The sequence below is a fragment of the Rhizobacter sp. genome, from assembly GCF_046595475.1.
GTDB lineage: Bacteria > Pseudomonadota > Gammaproteobacteria > Burkholderiales > Burkholderiaceae_C > Rhizobacter.
In genome coordinates this window covers 1-17,481 of the sequence record NZ_JBKJOQ010000058.1, presented here as the reverse complement: position 1 = coordinate 17,481, position 17,481 = coordinate 1, and the positions used below count along the sequence as shown (strand labels likewise).

The 17,481-nt window shown below is 65.5% G+C and carries 12 protein-coding genes, 1 other RNA gene and 1 pseudogene; 13 read left to right on the top strand and 1 reads right to left on the bottom strand.

From position 1 onward, the window contains the following. The 5 genes and pseudogenes from AC30QB_RS10605 to AC30QB_RS10585 all read left to right on the top strand — a co-directional run. A pseudogene (locus AC30QB_RS10605) lies at positions 1–359 on the top strand (hypothetical protein); the annotation flags it as partial. A gap of 80 nt (positions 360–439) precedes the next feature. Next, positions 440–1,204, top strand: a complete 765-nt coding sequence (locus tag AC30QB_RS10600; protein ID WP_489546180.1) for a DUF3025 domain-containing protein — start codon at positions 440–442, stop codon at positions 1,202–1,204. 10 nt (positions 1,205–1,214) lie between these two features. Continuing rightward, an RNA gene (gene rnpB, locus AC30QB_RS10595) (RNase P RNA component class A) lies at positions 1,215–1,558 on the top strand. A gap of 171 nt (positions 1,559–1,729) precedes the next feature. Further along, entirely contained in the window at positions 1,730–1,915 is a 186-nt protein-coding gene (locus AC30QB_RS10590) for a hypothetical protein (RefSeq protein ID WP_489546179.1), read from the top strand. A 16-nt stretch (positions 1,916–1,931) separates the two neighbouring features. Then, positions 1,932–4,184 carry a hypothetical protein gene (locus AC30QB_RS10585; RefSeq protein WP_489546178.1) on the top strand — a complete coding sequence of 751 codons (2,253 nt, stop codon included), beginning with the start codon at positions 1,932–1,934 and terminating at the stop codon, positions 4,182–4,184. A gap of 236 nt (positions 4,185–4,420) precedes the next feature. Here the strand turns inward: AC30QB_RS10585 and AC30QB_RS10580 are convergent, their stop codons facing one another. Beyond that, a complete protein-coding gene (locus AC30QB_RS10580; RefSeq protein WP_489546177.1) occupies positions 4,421–4,813 on the bottom strand; it encodes a hypothetical protein in 393 nt (130 codons plus the stop codon). Between the two features lie 91 nt (positions 4,814–4,904). Between AC30QB_RS10580 and AC30QB_RS10575 the strand changes: the two genes are divergently transcribed. The 8 genes from AC30QB_RS10575 to AC30QB_RS10540 all read left to right on the top strand — a co-directional run bounded on the left by AC30QB_RS10575 (position 4,905) and on the right by AC30QB_RS10540 (position 16,819). Next, complete coding sequence (locus tag AC30QB_RS10575; RefSeq protein ID WP_489546176.1) at positions 4,905–5,111, top strand: hypothetical protein; 207 nt, start codon at positions 4,905–4,907, stop codon at positions 5,109–5,111. Between the two features lie 249 nt (positions 5,112–5,360). Next, on the top strand, positions 5,361–6,566 hold the full coding sequence (locus AC30QB_RS10570) for a multidrug effflux MFS transporter (RefSeq protein ID WP_489546175.1): 1,206 nt from the start codon (positions 5,361–5,363) through the stop codon (positions 6,564–6,566). Between the two features lie 86 nt (positions 6,567–6,652). Further along, entirely contained in the window at positions 6,653–7,762 is a 1,110-nt protein-coding gene (locus tag AC30QB_RS10565) for a carbonic anhydrase (RefSeq protein ID WP_489546174.1), read from the top strand. Positions 7,763–7,773: 11 nt separating this feature from the next. Further along, complete coding sequence (locus AC30QB_RS10560) at positions 7,774–10,134, top strand: sensor domain-containing diguanylate cyclase (RefSeq protein WP_489546173.1); 2,361 nt, start codon at positions 7,774–7,776, stop codon at positions 10,132–10,134. A 181-nt stretch (positions 10,135–10,315) separates the two neighbouring features. Further along, a complete protein-coding gene (locus AC30QB_RS10555; protein WP_489546172.1) occupies positions 10,316–11,518 on the top strand; it encodes an ammonium transporter in 1,203 nt (400 codons plus the stop codon). Positions 11,519–11,734: 216 nt separating this feature from the next. Next, positions 11,735–14,362, top strand: coding sequence for a hybrid sensor histidine kinase/response regulator (locus AC30QB_RS10550; protein ID WP_489546171.1), 2,628 nt, complete (start codon positions 11,735–11,737; stop codon positions 14,360–14,362). A gap of 203 nt (positions 14,363–14,565) precedes the next feature. Next, a complete protein-coding gene (locus AC30QB_RS10545) occupies positions 14,566–15,684 on the top strand; it encodes a BMP family ABC transporter substrate-binding protein (protein WP_489546170.1) in 1,119 nt (372 codons plus the stop codon). 34 nt (positions 15,685–15,718) lie between these two features. Further along, entirely contained in the window at positions 15,719–16,819 is a 1,101-nt protein-coding gene (locus AC30QB_RS10540; RefSeq protein WP_489546169.1) for an ABC transporter permease, read from the top strand. The last annotated feature ends 662 nt before the right edge of the window (positions 16,820–17,481 follow it).

Below are 17,481 nucleotides of genomic sequence, written 5' to 3'. Positions count from 1 at the left end.
CCGAAGCCGCGCCGCGCCGCGCGCGCAGCCCCCGCGCCCCCCGGTCCGGCCGTGTCGCCGCGGCCAGCGGATCGGGCGAGACGGCGGCCCCGGCGGCGCCCAAGGCCGACGCACCCGCAGCGCGCCCCGCCAAACCCGTGATGCCCGACGACCTGCGGCGCATCCTCGCCGTGCTGCCCGAACTGGTTCGTGGCGGCAAGATGGACCTGGGCCTCGCCGCCGAGCGGCTGCGTTCGGAGAACCTCCTGTCGCGCAGCGGGCCCTCCAGTCGATTGTTCAAGAAATATCCCGACTGGTTCCTGCTCACCCCCGAGGAGCAGCCGAACAAGGTCGAGTACCGCGGGCTCGGCGCTGCTTGAAATGAAACTCCCACGCGCGCCTGAGTTCGCTGCCCCCCGAGGGGGCGCTCAGGGGCTTCGGGCGGCCGGGCGCCACTGAGATGCTGGCGGAGGTGCTCGCGCGCGTGGCTGCGACCGACGCGTCCGCCGCGCCCTGGCTCGTCCCGTACCGCCCTGCGGCGCAGCAGTTGCTCGCGCAGGTCGGTCCCGGCATCTCGCTGGCCCGGGCGCTGAACGCGATGCTGGCCGGCCTGCCGCCGATCCGGCTCGATGCTGGCGCGCTGCGCTTCGTGGAACCCGACGCGCTGCTGTTCGGCGCAGCCTACGAGAGCCACGTTGCACGGACCGGATGCGTCGCGGTGCGCGACGACCTCCACGACCTGTTCAACGCACTGGTCTGGCTCACCCACCCGCGGCTGAAGGCGCAGCTCAACCGGCTGCACGCGCAGGCGCTGACCCGGCCGCAGGTCGCCGGCAGGCGCGGACCGGTGCGCGACGCGCTGACGCTCTTCGACGAGAACGGCGCAGTCCTGCGGGCGCCGGCCGCGCTGGTGCAGGCGCTGTGCGAGCGCGACTGGCACGCACTCTTCATCGGGCGGCGCGCGCTCTGGCAGGACGCGTCGCTGCAACTCGTCGGCCATGCCTTGCTGGAGAAGCTGCTGCGCCCGCACAAGGCGATCACCACCCATGTCTGGGTCGTCGAGGCGGGAGCGGGCGACGCCTGGGTTGCCGGCCTCACGCCGCAGCGGCTCGAAGCCAAGCCCTTTCTTGCATTGCCCGTGCTTGGCGTCCCGGGATGGTGGCCGGCGAACGAAGACCCGGCCTTCTATGCCGACCCGCAGGTGTTCCGCCCGCCGCCCCGATAATCGCGCCCGTGAAGCAAGCCAGACCGCCGCTGGTGCACCGCCCGAAAGGGCGCACTGGAGGAAGGTCCGGACTGCACAGGGCAGCGCAGCAGCCAACGGCTGTCCACCGCGAGGTGAGGATCAGAGCAACAGAGACGAGTCGGCGTGTTTTCGCAAGAGAGCACGCAGGGTGAAACGGGCAATCTCTACGCGCAGCAATACCAAGTAGGCACACGTTGATCTGGCCCGGAGAGTGTGCGGGTAGGTAGCACCGAGCCGTGCAGCGATGCACGGCCCAGAGGAATGGCGGTCACGTTCGGATCTTCTTCGGAAGTGAGGGACGCACAGAATCCGGCCTATCGGTTTGCTTCACACTTTTTTTGCGGTCCGGCAGGCGCACCTCCGGCCCTGCCGATCCCCAAAACGCCTGCGACTTGCGCGCACTTGTTCACGGCAAACAAGGCTGTCTCGCGCCGGGCCCTCTCATGTTGCGCCGCGATCCCTCCGAAGAACCCGATCTAACCCCTGTGGCTCTTGGAGGCTCTGATGAAATTGCGCAATTCGGTCTTGGCGAAAGCCTGTGTCTTGTCGGGTGCGTTGGCACTCTTGGTCGGCATGTCGGCGTGCGCCGGTGGCAGCAGCAGCTCGGCCGCCACGCCAGTGCCCGCGGCGCCCATCACCCAGTCCAGCATCACCCTGCCCTCGTCGGTGCAGGTGGTGTCAGCGAATTGATGTACAGGCCATCACCATGAAGATCACCTTGAAACTCCTGAGCCTGGCCTGCGCTGCATTGGCAGCCAGCGTCGTGCCTGCCGCCTTTGCAGCCGAGCCCACTTCGGGCGCTTACGTGACTGACTCTCAGAACACCTGGGTGCAAGACCGGGTGGGCGACCGCATCAGCACCGTCAACATGATCATGTGCGTCGTGAGCAGCATGCGCGCCGACGCCATGGTCAACCAGGGCCCTTACCTGGCGCTGGTGGATCAGAACAAATGCAGTGGCCGCGGCGACAGCAGCAAATCCACCAGCACCAATGCGGGCGAATCCAATGCCACGCACTTCATGACCACCACGGTGGTGTCGACCCAGGCGTCTAGCACCGACCCGCTGATCATGAAAGCGTGGATCGCCGATGAAGGCGACCAGGGTGACAAGTCAGAGATTTTTCTCTACAGCGTGGCCACGGCGGGCAAGTCTGACGCCAACCCGAACGGCCTGTTCAGCATTCACTATTGCGGCAAACCCGCCGGCTCGCCCGATGACGCACCGTGCATGTTCAAAGGTGTACTGAAGTCAGACGCCAGCGGCCTGGGCTACTACGAAGTGGAAGCCAGCCACGGTGGCGGCGGTGGTAACTCGACCAAGGCGCTCGTCTTGCAGTCGACCCCCAGCACCGACAGCGGCCTCGGCCGCGTGGTCGGCACCGACAACGGTTCGCCCTACAACTACACCTTTGCCTACAACGGCGGCAACTTCCGCCGCAGCGATGGCACGGTCGACGCTTGTTTCGCACGCGACAAAGCCGTGGCCGATTACTCCACCTGGCGTTATGGCACCTACCACGCCGACGGATCGCGCCTGGATGCGAGCAACCCGGGCTTCCCGGTCAAGTACGCCGTGGGCTCTGAAACCTACTTCGGCTTCTGGAGCTTCTGGGGTCTGTGGTTGCCTGATTCGGCTTTGGCCACGGTGGGCAGCTCGGGTACGCTGACCCGCCACGTGGGCAACGATGATGTGGCGCTGACGGTCGTCAAGCGCGGCGGCAAGCTCTGGAAGCTGGCTCGCCAAGCCGCCACCTTGGGCGACTTCAAGAGTGTGTCGATGATGTATTGGGCACCGAATGCCATCGGCACGCTGCAGCAAGGCACGAGCTACGAGCTGCAATGGAACGGCACCAAGCTGCAAGCCATCGGCACGCAGCAGTGCTCGCAAAACGGCTGCTCACCTCAAGCCCTTTCACCGGCCATTGACTTGCAGGCCAGCGACTTCCGCACCGCCGGTGCGCGCATGGTCCCGATCTTCTTCCCCTCCGGTGGTGGCAACGGTGCCATCGCGGTGCCGGCCACGGGTGAGTTCGACGCGGTCAGCGTGCTGGCCTATCGCACCCGCTCTATCGTCGCCCCAGGCGCGAGCGATGCCCCGGCTTCACTCGTGTGCCTGGGCGCTTGCCCCAAGTCGGGCAACACCTTGACGGCCGCGTTCAGCGCGCAGCCGCCGCAGCCTTTCAGCGCGCAGTCGTGGTCGCCAGTGCTGTCGGGCTCGGCCTCGACCTATACCTACAGCGCCGGCATGCTGAGCGACGGTGGTGGCAATGTTGATGCTTCGGCCATCTCCAAGAGCGCGATGTCCATGTACCAAGGGGGCCTGACCAGCGGCTCGCTGCTGGCGAGCACCGACCTGGCGAGCGCCAGTTGCGATGCCAACGGCGTGCCGAACGCTTCGGGTGCTTATCTGTGCCCTGGCCTCGTGGACAAAGCCGACGTGGTCTACCAGTGGGAGACCGGCCCCAACCAATGGAACCAGTACTTCGGCGCCGTGGGCGTGACGGTGGACCCGCCCGTCCAACTGGCATTCGCCGTGACCAACAGCGACATTCGCGCTGCTGACAAGACCAAGTACCTCGGCTCCACGGTGCAGCTGCAATTCAGTGGCTTCGGTGAACTGCAAGGTCTTCCCGGCCAGTGCGTGGACCCCGACACCAACGCGCCGGCGCAATGCGGCCAAGGCGTTCGCTGGGTGCCTGCCTTTGACATCGTGGACGGCTCTGCTGTCACCGGTGGCGGCAGCACCTACTACGTGAAATACCTGGAGCGCGAGCTGCGCTTGTCGCAGCTGTCCGGCTCGGCCGACGCGAGCTGCAAGCTGGCGCTCAGCCTGCCCAGCGTCTCGCTCGCGCTGCCCGATGCGAGCAGCATGACCGTGAACCCCGTGACCACCAATGGCGCAGCACCCACGCTGCCCAGTGCCAAACCGGCGGTCATTGACGGGATCGTTCAGTAACCCGAGCGGCAGAGACGGCGGGAAAAGCGGCTTCGGCCGCTTTTCTCGTTCCTGATTGGCGGCGAACCTCAGCCAAGCTCCGTTCGGGCTGAGGTATCGAAGCCCAGCGCTGACCTTCGATACCTCAGGCCGAACGGAGCTATGCGAACACCATTGGGAGTTGACGTTCGTCGCTAATCAGGTTCTCGTTTGGTGCGCGGTGATGCCCGACTTTTATTCGGGCGGGGCGTCGGTGCTCAGGGGGTGGGCACAGCGTCGGGGCAGGCCTGTGTGAGCAGCTGACGTTCAGCCAGAGCGAAGCAAAGCCGCTGGGCTGAATCGGTCACGGCGCCGGCCACCAACACGCCCTGAAGGTAGCTCCAGGGCGCTGCTTGGTCGGCGGGCTCGGCGCATTCGACCTCACCCACGCGCTGCTCCGTGTCGATGACGATCTTGCACGACATCGCGCGCTCGGTGCTGCGCGAGGCTTCGGCCAATGCGGCGAGCCGGCCCTGCACATTCATCTGAAAGGCCAGTGCCGCCTGCTCGCGCTGCTGCTGCGCATCCAGGGGCGCGGCGGGGCGCGATGCCTGAGAGCTTCGACCCCAGCCACCGCGCCCGAGCGGCGCACGAATGATGGGGGCGAACAAGCCCGCGAACTGGGCTGCGGAGGGGGGTGCCGCTGGTGGGACTACGGTGGTTACGGGGGGCGGGGCTGAGGGTATTGGGGGTGGCGCCGACTTGGCGCTGGCTGCGGCGACTGCCGTTTTTTTTCGCAGCGCGGGTGGCCGGTGGATTGGAGGCGATGGCGCGGCCGAGGCAGTCACAGGCACCCAGCGGGTCAAGCTCACCGACAACACGCCGCGGGAGCGCGCCGTCGCCGATGACGATGAGGGGTGGGGCGAGGCGACCAGCTGGCTGGCCAGCACACCGGCCAGCAAGCTGTGAGCGGTAAACGAGGCCGCAATCGCGGCCGGCAACGCCCGCCGCGCAGGCCTGTGCTCCAACGGGCCGGCAGCCACAGGGGCGGCGCGCGCGAAGTGAGGCCTTAAAAATCCTGTCATGGCCACCCCATTGCAACAGAGCGGCCGCTGATGTGATGCGCCAAATAGCGCTGCAATTCAGCCGGTGACAGCCATACCCCAGTGACCTTTGCCCAGCCTGCACGGGCAGCGCTCGCTACACTCCCCCGCTCCCATGAACCCCAACGCCCACTCCCTCTGGCGAGCCCCTCGCTGGGCCCTGGCTTTTTTGCTGGCGTGCCTGGGCATGCTGGGGCCGTTTTCCATCGACACCTACCTGCCGGCCTTCACCGGCATTGCGCAATCGGTGGGCGCCACGCCGGTCGAGATGCAGCAAACGCTGTCGGCCTACCTGTTCGGCTTTGCGGTCATGAATCTCTTCCATGGTGCGCTGTCCGACAGCCTCGGCCGCCGCCCCGTGGTGCTGTGGGGCGTTGCGCTGTTCACCATCGCCTCGGCTGGCTGCGCGCTGGCCGACCACATCGGCACGCTGGTGTTCTGGCGCGCGGTGCAGGGCATGTCGGCTGGTGCGGGCATCGTGGTCTCGCGCGCGGTGATACGCGACATGTTCCCGCCCGCCGATGCGCAGCGCGTGATGTCGCAGGTCACCATCTATTTCGGCATTGCGCCGGCCATTGCGCCGATGGTGGGCGGCTTTCTCTTCGTGCACCTCAACTGGCACGCGATCTTCTGGTTTCTCACGGCCGTGGGCATTGCGCTTTGGGTGGCCAACTACAAGCTGTTGCCCGAGACGCTGCACGACGACCAGAAGCAGCCTTTCAACGTGCGCAACCTCTTGCGCGGCTATTGGGCGCTGGGCGGCAGTCCCCGCTTCTTGATGCTGGCGCTGGCCAGCGGCATTCCGTTCAACGGCATGTTTCTTTACGTGCTGTCGGCGCCAGTGTTCCTCGGTGAACACCTGCATCTGAGCCCGGGGCAGTTCTTCTGGTTCTTCACGCTCACCATCGCTGGGATCATGGGCGGGGCGTGGTTCTCGGGGCGGCTCGCCGGGCGCATGAAGCCCAAGCACCAGATCCGCAACGGCTTCGTGATCATGCTCACCGTGTCGCTGCTCAACTTGGCGCTCAACCTGCTGTTCACGCCCACCGCGGCGTGGGCGTTGTTCCCCATCGCCGTCTTCGCCTTCGGCTGGGCGCTGATGGTGCCAGTGGTCACGCTGATGGTGCTGGACCTGGTGCCCGAGCGGCGCGGCATGGCCTCGTCGTTGCAGGCCTTCATCGGCAGCATGGCCAACGGCATCGTGGCCGGCGTGATCGCGCCGCTCGTGATGCATTCCACAGTGGCGCTGGCCGCCACGTCACTTGCGATGATGAGCATAGGCATCGTGGCCTGGGTGTGGGTCAAGCCCCGCGTCACCTAGTGCCACGCTAAAGACGGCCGCCGCGCGGCCGATATCTGGCACAACGCCCCGGTTTCGCGGGGTTTTCGCGCCGGAGATTTTTCATCATGCAAACCCTGTCTCGCCCGCTGGTGGCTGCGCTTGTTGGCCTGGGCCTGCTGGCCTGTGCGCCGGTGCTGCGTGCGGCCGACATGGTCATCAAAACCTCGCCCGGCAAGCCCGCTCTCAGCAAAGAAATTGAACCCGAGCCCGAAGCCAATCTCGGCAGGCTGGCGAAGAAGCCGGCCGCCAAGCCGTTGGCCACGGGCGACGACCCGATGGACAAGGTGCGCGAGCGCTTGGCGCAAAAGCTTGGTGCCCACAAGACGGTGGAAGGCACAGACCCCAGCGTCTTGCGCGTCGTGGCCCGCCCCGCGGTGCAAAGCCAGGCCGATGCAGTGGCGGTGTCGCCTGGCGGTGAGCCCGAGCCGGGCATCCACTGGAGCAAGCCGCCCGCACGCGCGGCTGCGCCCAAGGCTGCTGCACCCAAGCGCGCGGTGCATGCGGAACACTGGTCGTACCAGGGCGAAGGCGGCCCCGAAAACTGGGGCCAGATGAAGCCCGAGTTCGCCACCTGCGGCAGCGGCAAGCGTCAAAGCCCAATCGACATTCGTGATGGCATTGCGGTGCAGCTGGACCCGGTGCAGTTCGACTACAAGCCGAGCAATTTCCGCGTCATCGACAACGGCCACACGGTTCAGGTCAACGTGTCGCCGGGCAACAGCATCGAGGTGATGGGCCGTCGCTTCGAGCTGGTGCAGTTCCACTTTCATCGCCCGTCTGAAGAGCGCATCAACGGCCGCCAATTCGACATGGTGGCCCATCTGGTGCACAAAGACCTCGAAGGCAAGCTCGCGGTGGTGGCCGTGCTGCTCGACCGCGGCAGCATCCAGCCCCTCGTGCAAACGGTGTGGAACAACCTGCCGCTTGAAAAAGGCGAAGAGCTGCAAGCCAGAGCCATGCTCGACCTCAACGGCCTGCTGCCTGCCGAGCGCGGCTACTTCACCTACATGGGCTCGCTCACCACGCCGCCTTGCAGCGAAGGCGTGCTGTGGATGGTGATGCGCAACCCGGTGTCGATCTCGCCTGAGCAGATCGGCATCTTTGCGCGCCTGTACCCGATGAATGCCCGGCCCATCCAGTCGGCCAGCGGTCGCTTGATCAAAGGGCCTAACTGAGGCTTGCGAGCATGTCACTGCCTTCGACCCGGAGCCACGCGGCACGACCCACGCTTGCAACCTGGCTTTTTCTCGGTGCCATGGGCGCCACCGTGGCCGCCGTGCTGGCCTGCACGCTGATGATCCACAGCTTTGTGCGCGACGAAGCGCGCCTGCAGGCCACCCGTTACCTGCAAACCAACGCCGACGCCCTGCGCGATGCGCTCGACCGCGGCATGGCGCAGCACTACGAAGAAGTGAGCGTGATCGCCCAGCTCGACCAGGTGGCGCGCAGCGGCGACATGCAGGCCGTGCGCCGCACGCTGGAGCAGGTGCGCGCAAGCTTTCCGCAGTTCGCCTGGCTCGGGCTCACCGACACTCGCGGCGTGGTTGTCGCCTCGGTCGATGGTTTGCTCCAGGGCGCAAACGTCTCGGCCCGGCCCTGGTTTTCTTCAGCGCAGCGCGCCGGCTATGTGGGCGACGTGCACAGCGCTGTGCTGCTCGAGAAGCTATTGCCCGCGCAGGCCGAGCCCTGGCGCTTTGTCGACATCGCCACCCCGGTACGCGGCGCCGACGGCGAGCTACGCGGTGTGCTGGGCGCGCACCTCAGCTGGACGTGGGTGACACAGATCAAGCGCGAGCTGGTCGACCAGGTGATCGAGCATCAGAAGGCCGAGGCCTTGGTGCTGGGCGCGGACGGCACCTTGCTGCTGGGCCCGCCCGCGCTGCAAGGCAAGAAGCTGGCGCCAGCGGCCGACCAGGTCAGTGTCGAGTCGAAGACGCGGGGCTCTGGCCGCTACCCAGGCCTGGGGTGGAATGTGATGCTGCGCCAGCCTGAGGCGGTGGCGATGGCGCAGTTCCATGCGTTGCAGCAGCGCATTTTGTTTGCGGCCATCGCGGTTTGCGCATTGCTGGCCCCGATGCTTTGGCTGCTGGCGCGCCGCCTGGCCGCACCGCTGCGCGAGCTGACCGTGCGCCTGGACAGCAACAGCGCGCCCGAGCTCAGCCGCAGCCCGCTCTACCGTGAAGCCGACGTGCTGGGCGAGGCGCTGGTGCGCTTTGCTCAGCGGCAGATGGAAGACGCTGCCCACCTGCGCGAGCTCAACGCCACGCTGGAAGAGCGCGTGGCCCAGCGCACAGCCGCGCTGGCCGGCAGCGAGCAGCGCCTGCGCGACATCACCGACAACGTGCCGGCGCTCATCGCCTACTTCGGCGCCGACGAGCGCTGCCAATTCGTCAACGCCACGGCGATGAAGAACCACCGCATCAACCCCCAGCAGCTGTCGAGCACCACGCTGCGCAGCGCGCTGGGCGAGCGCTACGACGAGCACCGCCCGCACATTCAGCTGGCCTTGGCCGGGCAGCGCACCAGCTTCGATGGGCAGATTGACATCGGCGGCGTGCGGGTCGATTTCCAGACCCATTTCGTGCCCGACCTCGCGCCCGATGGCAGGGTGCTCGGTCTGTACATTCTGTCCTCCGACCAGACGGCGCTGAAGGCCGCCGAGCGGCGCAGCGCAGCAGGCGAGCAGCGCCTGCGCACGATTGCCGACAACCTGCCGGTGCTGATCTCGTACATCGACAAACACGAGCGCTACCAGTTCTGCAACGCCACCTACAAGACCTGGTTGGGCATCGATCCCGCTGCGGTCCTCGGCCGCACCGTGGGGGAAGCACTGGGCAACACGAATTACGCGTCGCGCAGGCCATTGATGGCGCGCGCCTTGGCGGGCGAGCGCACCGAGTTTGAGATGTCAAATTCATCGCACGGCGTGATGCGCCACACCCACACCACTTATCTGCCCGACGTGTCGGACAGCGGCGTCGTCAACGGCATCTATGTCCTGGCGGTCGACATCACGGCCATGAAGGCGGCCGAAGACAAGCTGGTCCTGATGGCGCGCACCGACTCGCTGACCGGCCTGCCCAACCGCCTGCGCTTCAACGAAAAGCTGCTGGAGGTGCTCGCTCGCACCCGCCGCAACGGCCAGCCCATCGCTCTGCTGTTTCTCGATGTCGACAAGTTCAAGCTGATCAACGACAGCCTGGGCCACGCCGCCGGCGACGAGGTGCTGAAGATCGTTGGCCAACGCGTAAGCGCCAGCGTGCGCGAGACCGACACCGTGGCGCGCTTGGCCGGCGACGAGTTTGTGGTCATCCTGGAAGGCCTGCACACACAGGCCGAGCCGCAGTTCATCGCACGCAAGATCTTGGCGGCCATCAACCGCACCTTCGAGTTGACCGGCGCGGTGTGGGACGTCAGCACCAGCATCGGCATCGCCTTCCAGGCCGACGGCAACATCCAGCCCGAGCAGCTGCTGGCGGTGGCCGACAAGGCGCTTTACCAGGCCAAAGCCGGCGGGCGCAACACCTACCGCATGTCTACGCTTTAGAGGCACTTTCGCACCTCTTTCGTGCGTTCTTGAGCGCAGTGCGCCGAAAGTGTGCAAATTCACGGTCAGCAGGTGCGCCCCAATACGGCACAGAAACTGCTTCTGATTGGTGCTTTCGGCACCTATATCGTGAATGCGCTCCGCGGTGGTGCGCCATGGGGTGCCGCCTACAGGAACCCCCATGGAGCAACTCAAACAAGGCGTCGATTCCCTCTTCATTCTGCTGGGCGCCATCATGGTGCTCGCCATGCACGCCGGTTTTGCCTTTCTGGAGCTGGGCACGGTGCGCAAGAAGAACCAGGTCAACGCGCTGGTGAAGATCCTGGTCGATTTCAGCGTCTCGACCATCGCCTATTTCTTCATCGGCTACACCGTGGCTTACGGCGTGCAGTTCTTCAGCGGCGCTGAAACGTTGGCCGCGAAAAACGGCTACGAGCTGGTGAAGTTCTTCTTCCTGCTGACCTTTGCCGCGGCCATTCCGGCCATCATCTCGGGCGGCATCGCCGAGCGCGCGCGCTTCTACCCGCAGCTGGTGGCCACGGCCGTGATCGTGGGCGCGGTCTACCCGCTGTTTGAGGGCGTGATCTGGAATGGCAACTGGGGCGTGCAGGCCTGGATCAAAGCCACCGCCGGAGCCGAGCTGCACGACTTTGCCGGCTCCATCGTCGTGCACGCTCTCGGCGGCTGGCTGGCGCTGCCGGCTGTGCTGCTGCTGGGCGCGCGCAGCAACCGCTACAGAAAAGACGGCGCCATCTCGGCCCACCCGCCTTCCAGCATTCCCTTCCTCGCGCTGGGCTCCTGGGTGCTGGCAGTGGGCTGGTTCGGCTTCAACGTGATGAGCGCGCAGACCATCGACAAAGTGTCGGGCCTGGTGGCGGTCAACTCGTTGATGGCCATGGCCGGCGGCACCTTGGTGGCCGTGGTGCTGGGCCGCAACGACCCTGGCTTCGCCTACAACGGCCCGCTCGCCGGGCTGGTGGCGGTGTGCGCGGGGTCGGATGTGATGCACCCGGCCGGCGCGCTCGTGACCGGTGGCATTGCCGGTGCCATCTTCGTTGGCATGTTCACCCTCACGCAAAACAAATGGAAGATCGACGACGTGCTCGGCGTGTGGCCGCTGCACGGCCTGTGCGGCGCCTGGGGTGGCCTCGCCTGCGGCATCTTCGGTGCCACGGCGCTGGGTGGGCGTGGGGGTGTGAGCTTCTTGGCGCAGCTGATAGGCACGTTGATGGGCGTGGGCTGGGCGCTCGTGGCCGGCTTTGCGGTCTACGGCCTGATCAAGCTGGTGGTCGGACTGCGCCTCACGCAGGAAGAAGAATTCGAGGGCGCAGACCTGTCCATTCACCGCATCACGGCTACGCCGGAGCGTGAAGCCAACTGGTGAGATTCAGGCCTCAGTACTGCGACGCCTTTCCTCGCATTGCACCTGACGCTTATTTGTATTCGCTTTTTGGGAGATGTAAGCTCCACGCACCGAACCGGTGAGCGCGTGCGACGCCTTCTCGCACCGGGCAGGAGTTCGCATGCCAGTCAGTGCCAGAGGGAACGCCCGCTGCCTCGAACGCCAAGGCGTTTACCGTGGCGCCTGGCCTAGCACCCCATGAACGCCTCGCTCTTGCCGAACGAAGCACAACGGCTGCGCACGCTGCAGCTGTACAAGGTGCTCGACACCGAAGCGGAGGACACCTACGACGACATCACGCGGCTGGCGGCCCAACTTGCCGAGACGCCGATTTCTCTGATCTCCCTGGTCGATGAAACCCGCCAGTGGTTCAAATCGCACTTTGGCTTGGGTGCCAGCGAAACGCCGCGCGAGTACGCCTTTTGCGCGCACGCCATCTTGGAGCAAGGTGAGGTGTTTGAGGTGCCCGATGCCTGGTTGGATCCACGTTTTGCCGACAATCCGCTGGTCACCGCGGCGCCGTTCATGCGCTTTTATGCCGGCACGCCGCTGATCACGCCCGAGGGCCACGCGCTGGGGACGCTGAATGTCATTGACCGGGTACCGCGCAAGCTGACCGAGACGCAGGTCACGGGCTTGCGTGTGCTGGGCCGCCAGGTTGTCGCTCAGCTCGAGTTGCGCCGGCGCGCAGCAGAACTCAAGACTGAGGTCGCAAAACGCACGCGCTCTGAGGCCATGCTGCGCGAGGACTACGAGAGGGTGATCAGCCGGCTGCGGCAGAGCGAGCAAGAAAAAGACCGCCTGCTCGAACAGGCCGAAGCCGCGCGCCTGAGCTTGATCACCGTGCTGGAAGACGAGCAACGCACCGGCAAGGCCCTGCTGGAGGCACGGCGCTTCACAGAGCAAATCACGGAGGTGATGCCCAGCGTGCTCTATGTGTACGACTTCAATGAACGGCGAAACGTGTTCGTCAACCGTGAAGTGGTGTCTTCGCTGGGGTACTCGCAGGCTGAGCTCCAGGAGGAGTCGGTCGATCCGGTGATTCGTTTCATGCACCGCGAGGATCACGTGCGGTTCAATGCGCACATCGCACGCGTGTTGACGCTGCCCGATGCGACGGTCGCCGAGTTCACCTACCGCATGCAGCATGCCAGCGGCCGGTGGTGCTGGTTCCAGAGCCGCGATGCCGTCTTTGCGCGCAACCCGGACGGCTCGGTGCGTCAAGTGGTGGGCACGGCCACCGACATCACCGCCATCAAGATCGCCGAGGAGTCGTTGCGCAGCAGCGAAGAGCGCTTTCGCATGCTGGCCGAACTCTCGGCGGTGGGCATAGGCGCCGCTGACGCCACCGGGGCGATGAGCTACGTCAACGAGCGTGCCAGCGAGATCATCGGTTTGCCGGTGGCGCAGTGCCTGGGGCAGGGCTGGGTTGCCGCGGTTCACCCGGACGACCACGCACGGGTTGCAAGCGGCTTGCACGATGCGGTGGCGCGGGGCGTGACCTATCGCGACGAGTTCCGCTTCCTTCATGCCGAAGGGCGATTGGTTCACGTCATTGCCGAGGGCCGGCCCCTGGTGGATGAACATGCCAAAGCCATGAGTTACGTGGCGACGCTGGTCGACGTGAGCGCCCTGAAGGAGATCGAGCAACACCAGCGGGCGCGCGAGGCGGCCGAGCAAGCGAACAAGGCCAAAAGTGACTTCCTCGCCCGCATGAGCCACGAGCTGCGCACACCGCTGAATGCCATTCTCGGGTTCTCCCAGTTGATGCAGATAGACCCTCGCGCTGCGCTCAGCGCGGCGCAGGCCGAGCGGGTGCGGCACATTCGCAGCGCAGGCGAGCACTTGCTCGAAATGATCAACGAGACGCTTGACCTGGCGCGCATAGAAGGCGGGCGCATCGCGCTCTCGGTGGTGCCGGTGCGCTTGGCTGCCTTGGTGGCCTCGTGCGTCAAGGTGGTGGAGCCGCTGGCGCTGCGAACCCAAGTTCAACTGCTCAACCAGATCGAGGCCGACACCAGCCTGGTGGTGCAGGCCGACCCGATGCGGCTGCAGGAGATCATGCTGAACCTGCTTTCCAACGCCATCAAGTACAACCGCCCCGATGGCCACGTTCACCTGACAGCGCGCGCGCAGGGCGATCGGGTATTCGTCAGCGTGCAAGACAGCGGCGCCGGGCTCAACGCCGATCAGCTGGCCAATTTGTTCCAGCCCTTCAACCGGCTGGGGGCAGAGAGCACGGGCATCGAAGGAACAGGCCTCGGCCTGGCAATTGCCCAGCGGCTGGCGCAGCTGATGGGCAGCAGCTTGAGCGCCAGCAGCCAAGCCGGTGTGGGCAGCGTCTTCACGCTCGATCTGGCGGCTGCGCCCGCCGACGGGAAATCGTCTCCCTTGCCCGCCCCTGTGGAGGCGCGCCGGGCCGAGGTGGGCGTTGGCTTCAGCGTGGTCTACATCGAAGATGACGTGTCGAACGCACTGCTGCTGGAGCAGGTTTTCGCCACCTTGCCGGGGTGCAGGCTGCGCGTGGCCCGCTGCGGGGCCAATGGCGTGGCCGAGGTGCTGAGCGACCCGCCCGATCTGGTACTGCTCGACTTGAACCTGCCCGACATCAGCGGGTTCGAGGTGCTGGCCCGGCTGCAGGCGAACCCCCGCACGCGCGCGCTGCCCTGTGTTGCCCTGTCGGCCGACGCGATGCCCGACACCCTCCAGCGCGTGCGTGATGCCGGGTTTGATGATTTTCTGTCCAAGCCGATCGAGATCGACGGCTTTGTGCGCCGCATCGGCGACCTGCTCGCGCGACGCAACGGCGCGAATCCTGTGACCTGACCCGCGCGACGAGCGCGGCTTCTCGGGGGGCGAGGCTGCTCTCGCGTGCGAAGCGCCGCCCTGCGCGCGCCTAGCGCCTGGTGCCCACTGGCACGCCCATTGCTTGTATACAAGAAGGTGTTCAACCTAAGCCTTCGGATGGTGCATGCCTGGCGGGCACGGCTCGTGCGAAGGACCCGTAGCGGCAATTCACAGGAGCAAAGATGACACGAGCAGATTTCAAGCGGCGCGACGTACTCAAGGGTGTGGGCGCGGCGGGCCTTACGGCGGCGCTCGGTGGCTTGAGCGGGTTGGTACACGCGCAAGCACCCATTACCGTGGGCTTCATCTATGTAGGCCCGCGCGACGATTACGGCTACAACCAGGCCCAGGCCGAGTCGGTGGCCGAAGTGAAGAACCTGCCCGGCATCAAGACGGTTGAAGAAGAAAACGTGCCCGAAACCACCGGCGTGCAAAAGACCATGCAGGGCATGATTTCGCAAGACGGCGCCACGTTGCTGTTCCCCACCTCGTTCGGCTACTTCGACCCGCACATGCTGGCGGTCGCAGCCAAGAACCCCAATGTGCGTTTCGCCCACTGCGGTGGCATGTGGACCGAAGGCAAGCACCCGAAGAACACCGGCAGCTTCTTCGGCTACATCGATGAAGGCCAGTACCTCAACGGCGTGGTCGCGGGCCACATGAGCAAGAGCAAGAAGATCGGCTTCATTGCAGCCAAGCCCATCCCGCAGGTGCTGCGCAACATCAACGCCTTCACCATGGGCGCGCGCTCGGTCGACCCGAGCATCACCTGCACGGTGATCTTCACAGGGGACTGGTCGATGCCGGTGAAAGAAGCCGAAGCCACCAACAGCCTGGCCGACCAGGGCATCGATGTGTTCACCATGCACGTCGACGGGCCCAAGGTGATTGTCGAAACCGCAGCCAAGCGCGGCAAGTTCGTCTGTGGCTACCACGCAAGCCAGGCCAAGCTGGCACCCAACGCCTACCTCACCGGCGCTGAGTGGAACTGGATCACCGCTTACAAGACCATCATCGACGCCGCCCGCACCGGCAAGCCGCACCCCAACTTCGTGCGCGGCGGTTTGAAAGAAGGCTTCGTGAAGCCATCGCCCTATGGCGGCATGGTGACAGCCGCGGCCAGGAAGAACGCCGATGACGTGAAGGCTTCGATGATTGCTGGCAAGTTCGACATCTTCAAAGGCCCACTCAAGGACAACACCGGCAAGGTGGTGATCCCGGCAGGCACCGCCCTCAAGCAAACCGATCTCGTGCTCGAAGGCATGAACTACCTGGTGGAAGGCGTGGTCGGCAAGGCCTGATCTTTTCTGACACCCTTATCAGCCCGAGGCAGCCATGGCCCTGTCAACGCGCACCACCGACACCCTCGAAGCGATTGCCTTGCCGGTGATGGCGATGGCGGGCGCGCTGCTGCTGTTCGGCCTGTTCATCTGGGCCGGCGGCAAGAGCCCGATCTATGCCTGGGAGCTGTTGTTCAAGGGCGCCTTTGGCGACTGGTTCTCGTGGCAAAACTCGTTGCAGCGTGCCGCGCCGCTGATGCTCACGGCGATGTGCGTGGCCATTCCTGCACGAGCCGGGCTGACGGTGATAGGCGGCGAGGGGGCGCTGGTGCTGGGCGGCCTGGCATGCGCGGGCGTGCCCTACCTCTTTGCACCACCCGACAACGCTTTTGGCACGGCCTTGCTGCTGCTGGCCGCAATGGCCGCCGGTGCGGCCTGGATCGCCTTGGTGGGTGTGTTGCGCCAGAAGCGCGGTGTGAACGAGACCATCAGCAGTTTGCTGCTGGCCTACACGGCCATTGCCTTGTTCAAACACTTCGTCGAAGGGCCCATGCGTGACCCGGCCAGCCTGAACAAGCCGTCCACGCATTCCATCTCCGAAGGCATGCGCATCGGCGGCATGGCGGGCACCGACATTCACTGGGGCCTGGCCTTCGGGGTGGTGGTGTGTGTGTTGCTGGGGCTGTGGCTGTTCTTCACCACGTCGGGGTTTGCCACTCGCATCGTGGGCGGCAACGCGCGCGCCGCGCTGCTGGTGGGCTTGCCCAGCCCGCGCATCATCGTGACGGCCTGCGCCGTGGGGGGCGCGTGCGCGGGCCTCGCCGGTGGCATCGAGGTGGCGGCGGTGCACACGAATGCCAACGCCTCGTTGATTGCGGGGCTGGGCTACACCGGCATCCTGGTGTCGTTTGTGGCGCGGCACAACCCATGGGCGGTGATCCCGGTTGCGGTTTTGTTCGGGGGCTTCGGGGCTGCGGGGAGCTTGCTGCAGCGGCGCATGGATGTGCCGGATGCATCGGTGATGGTGCTGCAGGGGTTTGCGTTTTTGTTGATCCTTGCCAGTGAGGCTTTGCGAGGCAAGCTGTTTGCGGCTCGGGCGCCTAAGCCTGTTTTGCTTGTGCAGGCGTTGCCGGCTGTGATCAAGGCAAGCGTATGAGCATGTTTGCTTCTTCGTTTGCGTATTTCCGACCGCTCGCGCATCTCCCACCGCTCAGCCTGACCCTTCGACAAGCTCAGGGCAGGGTCCGCTTCGCGGATCGGAGGCCCGCTGTGTTGTTGCCGCTTCGCGTGGTTATTTCTACCTGTCTTGTCCGACGGCGCCGGGTAGTCGCCCCGGCAGGCGAGTCACTTTCATTTGTCGCGCCAAATGAAAGTAACCAAAGCAAAGGCGCTCTCCATACGTCACAGCTGCGTGGCCACAAGCTACGGCCTGTCAACGCCATGCTGAAGCTACGCCGCACACCTGATGCGATTTCTTCACCACTCGCCTCGCTTTGCCTCGGCGCCGAGGCGAAGCGAGGTGTGGACATGGAAAGTTTGCGCAGCAAACGACGGTATTGCTCTTGGGCCCCTTCAGAGCCGTCGAGCAGCGCAGGGCTTTGCGGGGCGCGCGATAGCGCGCATCAACAACTGACTTCGGGCAGTTGTTTGAGCGCAGCGGCCGCCGGCCGCGCAGTGAGTTCTGCCCGACCCGCAAAGACTGAGCAGCGCAGAGCAGTCGGCCCTAGGCCGACCGGTGACGAGGGTCGCCTTTTCTTTGGTGACTTTCTTTTGGCGAAGCAAAAGAAAGTTACTGCCCTGTCGGGGGCACATCCCGAC

What these genes read in the sequence shown, in the direction of transcription:
- AC30QB_RS10600 (WP_489546180.1), top strand. Translation starts at nt 440, where the DNA reads ATGCTGGCGGAGGTGCTCGCGCGCGTGGCTGCGACCGACGCGTCCGCC.
- AC30QB_RS10590 (WP_489546179.1), top strand. Translation starts at nt 1,730, where the DNA reads ATGAAATTGCGCAATTCGGTCTTGGCGAAAGCCTGTGTCTTGTCGGGT.
- AC30QB_RS10585 (WP_489546178.1), top strand. Translation starts at nt 1,932, where the DNA reads ATGAAGATCACCTTGAAACTCCTGAGCCTGGCCTGCGCTGCATTGGCA.
- AC30QB_RS10570 (WP_489546175.1), top strand. Translation starts at nt 5,361, where the DNA reads ATGAACCCCAACGCCCACTCCCTCTGGCGAGCCCCTCGCTGGGCCCTG.
- AC30QB_RS10565 (WP_489546174.1), top strand. Translation starts at nt 6,653, where the DNA reads ATGCAAACCCTGTCTCGCCCGCTGGTGGCTGCGCTTGTTGGCCTGGGC.
- AC30QB_RS10560 (WP_489546173.1), top strand. Translation starts at nt 7,774, where the DNA reads ATGTCACTGCCTTCGACCCGGAGCCACGCGGCACGACCCACGCTTGCA.
- AC30QB_RS10555 (WP_489546172.1), top strand. Translation starts at nt 10,316, where the DNA reads ATGGAGCAACTCAAACAAGGCGTCGATTCCCTCTTCATTCTGCTGGGC.
- AC30QB_RS10550 (WP_489546171.1), top strand. Translation starts at nt 11,735, where the DNA reads ATGAACGCCTCGCTCTTGCCGAACGAAGCACAACGGCTGCGCACGCTG.
- AC30QB_RS10545 (WP_489546170.1), top strand. Translation starts at nt 14,566, where the DNA reads ATGACACGAGCAGATTTCAAGCGGCGCGACGTACTCAAGGGTGTGGGC.
- AC30QB_RS10540 (WP_489546169.1), top strand. Translation starts at nt 15,719, where the DNA reads ATGGCCCTGTCAACGCGCACCACCGACACCCTCGAAGCGATTGCCTTG.